This window comes from Arthrobacter sp. JCM 19049 (assembly GCF_001310435.1).
The window spans coordinates 1-847 of record NZ_BAXF01000750.1 but is presented as its reverse complement, the minus strand read 5'-3'; the positions used below and the strand labels follow the sequence as shown (position 1 = coordinate 847).

Annotated in this window: 1 protein-coding gene; it reads left to right on the top strand. The window is 67.8% G+C overall.

The genetic code is table 11. The annotated features are described in order from the left end of the window. Positions 1 to 268 precede the first annotated feature (268 nt). On the top strand, positions 269 to 847 hold a 579-nt coding region (locus tag JCM19049_RS15970), incomplete at its 3' end, for an NUDIX hydrolase (protein ID WP_054822040.1).

Sequence of the window (847 nt, the reverse complement as noted above, 5' to 3'; positions counted from 1 at the left end):
CAGGCCGATGCCGCCGCCCCCACCGGTGACAATGGCCCGACGCCCGGCGAGCCCTTCATTGCCCGGTACCTGCCCACGGGCGGTTTCATTGGTTGCCATGGCATTTTCCTTCCGGGGTACGGCGTCCTCTTGATTCCCATCGTGCCAAGCCTCGCGGCGGGAACAACACCCCGGCGCCGTGTATTTTTGCAAAGCCGCGGTGCGCGGCTTCTCCCGGTGCCCCACGCCAAGGCGGCACTCACCGTCCAGATCGGCCATACTGGGAGCCATGGAGCAGAACTGGCCAGAACCGCAGCGCACCGCGGCACAGCGGGCGGCGCACGAGGCGGTAACGGTGCAACGGGCCGCCAGCGTACTGCTGCTGCGGGAATCGGTCCACGGGCTAGAGGTCTTTATCCAGCACCGGACCCGGACCATGGATTTTGCCCCCGGGGTGGTCGTGTACCCCGGCGGGCGCGTCGACGAGCAAGACGCGGCGGCGGTAGACACGATTCCCGAACGGGTGGCTGCCGGACACGCCCAGCTGTGGCGGAACACCTCGCTGTGGGCCTTGGGCGAACAGCAATCGCACTTCGCCTCCGCCGTAGTGGCGGCCGCGGCCATCAGGGAGGTCTGGGAGGAAACCGGCGCCCGCCTGCACCCCTGCCAGCTGGTGCCGTGGGCGAACTGGATTACCCCGCTCGGCCATCCAAAGCGTTTTGACACCTTCTTCTATGTGGCCGGACTCGACGCTGGCCAGCAGCCGCGGCACCAGACCACCGAAGCCCTGGATTCGCATTGGATCACGCCTCGCCAGCTGCTGAAGGACACCGACTCCGGCAGGTTGCGGCTGATGGCTCCCACGCGG